This is a genomic window from Streptomyces sp. URMC 124 (assembly GCF_051386455.1).
Lineage (GTDB): Bacteria > Actinomycetota > Actinomycetes > Streptomycetales > Streptomycetaceae > Streptomyces.
Window position 1 is genome coordinate 1 of the sequence record NZ_JBPQTS010000304.1, and the last position, 2,528, is coordinate 2,528.

At 73.2% G+C, this 2,528-nt stretch carries 2 protein-coding genes; one reads left to right on the top strand and one right to left on the bottom strand.

The features are described from left to right. Window positions 1-76 precede the first annotated feature (76 nt). Complete coding sequence (locus tag ACSNOG_RS32490; protein WP_436756296.1) at window positions 77-1,222, bottom strand: cystathionine gamma-synthase; 1,146 nt, start codon at window positions 1,220-1,222, stop codon at window positions 77-79. A 143-nt stretch (window positions 1,223-1,365) separates the two neighbouring features. Between ACSNOG_RS32490 and ACSNOG_RS32495 the strand changes: the two genes are divergently transcribed. After that, complete coding sequence (locus ACSNOG_RS32495; protein WP_436756297.1) at window positions 1,366-2,448, top strand: hypothetical protein; 1,083 nt, start codon at window positions 1,366-1,368, stop codon at window positions 2,446-2,448. Window positions 2,449-2,528: the final 80 nt, after the last annotated feature.

Consider the following 2,528-nt stretch of genomic DNA (forward strand, 5'->3'; position numbering starts at 1 on the left):
GGCCGGAAGAACCGGCCCGCCCGGCGCAGTGAGAGCGGAAAGAGCGGCGGGGATCCCGGGTGAGGGATCCCGGGTCTCAGCCCAGCGCCTGCGTGAGGTCGGCGAGCAGGTCGTCGACGGACTCGATGCCCACGGACAGGCGCACCAGGTCCGCGGGGACCTCCAGCTGGGAGCCGGCGGTCGACGCGTGCGTCATCAGGCCCGGGTGCTCGATCAGCGACTCGACGCCGCCGAGGGACTCGCCGAGGGTGAACACCTCGGTGCGGTTGCAGATCTCCACGGCCGCTTCCTGGCCGCCCTCGACGCGGAAGGACACCATGCCGCCGAAGGCCTTCATCTGCTTGGCGGCGACCTCGTGCAGCGGGTGCTCGGGCAGGCCTGGGTAGTAGACCTGGGTGACCTTGGGGTGGGAGACGAGCAGCTCGGCCACGCGCTCGGCGTTGGCGCTGTGCCGGTCCATGCGCACGGCCAGGGTCTTGATGCCGCGCAGCGTCAGCCAGGAGTCGAAGGGGCCGGCGACGGCGCCCATCGCGTTCTGGTGGTAGGCCAGCTCCTCCGCCAGGGCCGCGTCCGCGGTGACCAGCGCGCCGCCCACGACGTCGGAGTGACCGCCCATGTACTTGGTGGTGGAGTGCACGACGACGTCCGCGCCGAGCGCGAGCGGCTGCTGCAGGTACGGGCTGGCGAAGGTGTTGTCGATGACCAGGCGGACACCGGCCGAGCGCGCGACCTCGGCGAGGGCGGCGATGTCGCTGATGCCCAGCAGCGGGTTCGACGGGGTCTCGACCCAGATGACCTTGGTCGAGGGGCGCAGGGCGGCGCGCACGGCGGCCGGGTCGGAGGTGTCGGCGACCGACCACTCCACGCCCCAGCGGCTGATCACCTTGGCGAACAGGCGGAACGTGCCGCCGTAGGCGTCGTTCGGGATGACCACGTGGTCACCGGGCGCCAGGAGCGTACGCAGCAGGGTGTCCTCGGCGGCCAGGCCGGAAGCGAAGGCGAGTCCGCGGACGCCGCCCTCCAGCGCCGCCAGGTTCTCCTCCAGAGCGGTACGGGTGGGGTTGGCGCTGCGGCTGTACTCGTAACCGCCGCGCAGGCCGCCGACGCCGTCCTGCTTGTAGGTGGACACCTGGTAGATCGGCGGCACGACAGCCCCGGTCAGCGGGTCCGGCTCCTGCCCGGCGTGAATGGCGAGGGTCTCGAATGCATGCTGATCGCTCATTTTCCCGAGCCTAGTACCCCGCGCACCCGAACACCCGTGTTCACTTGTAACCGGAGCATGAACGATCCGCGGAGCTCGCGCGTTGTTCCTCACACAGCCCTACTCGTAGCACTACGCTGCCCCACCCACGTTCAGGACCGCTCATGGAGTTTCTGCTCATCCTGCTGGCCGTCGTCGCGATCTGCGCCGTCCTCGCCGGGCCGGCGCTGCGCCGCAGGCGGGCGCGCGCGGGGCTGACCGCCGCCCCCGGCACGACGGCCGAGTCGTACGGCTTCCTGCCGCCCGAGCAGCTCGACGTCCGCCTGCCCGGGCCCGACCCCGAGCTGCTGTCCGCCGTCGAGGAGGCCCGCCGCACCCAGGACTGGAAGCCGGCCGCCGAGCTCCTCTCGCGCACCCCCGACCCCGAGCAGCGCTGGCAGCGCGTGCAGACCCTGGCGGGCGCGGCGGTCCGCGAGCTCGCCGAGGCGCCGGGCACGGGCGGGATGTGGCTGCGGCACTGGCGCGTCGTGGCCCCCGAGGACGCGGGCGGCGCGGCCGTGCAGGCCGAGTTCCTCGTCCAGCAGGCGCTGCGCGGCCCCTCCTCCGAGGACTACCGCATGATCCTGGAGGAGGCCCGCACGGTCTGCGAGGAGGCCGCCCGGCTGGCCCCGCAGGATGTGGTGCCGCTGATCGTCGAGCTGGGCGTGGCGCGCGGCACGGGCGCGGGCGAGGCGGAGTTCCAGTCGGTGTGGGAGCGGGTCGTCGCCCGCGCCCCCCAGCACATGGGGGCGCACCTGTCCGCGCTGCGCTACTGGAGCGCGAAGTGGCACGGCTCCCGCGAGAAGGCCGACGCCTTCGCGCAGCGGGCCGCCGCGGGCGCGCCGAAGGGCAGCCTGCTGCCCGCCCTGCCGCTGTTCGCCGTCCACGACCACCTGCCGGACGTCAATCTGGTCCAGGGCCTCTACCGCAGCGAGGTGATCACCCGGGCGGTCCAGGCCGCGCAGTACGCGGTGGCTCACGCCCCCTCCGACCACCCCGTGCTGCCGCACGTCCGCCACCTGCTGGTGTGGTTCCTGGTCAACGCCGAGCGCTATCCGGAGGCCCTGGAGCAGCTGCACCGCGTCGACGGCCACATCGGCGCGGTGCCGTGGTCGTACGCGGCGGATCCGGTCGCGGCGTACACGGCGTACCGGGCGATGGCCGTCGCGGGCGGGGAATCGGGAGGCCCGGCCAACCGTTGGCCGTAAAACCCGGCCGCAAAACCCAGCCGTCCCGCTGCCGACACCCGGAGGCCCCGCCATGCTCTTCCCCACCCGAGAACCCCGCC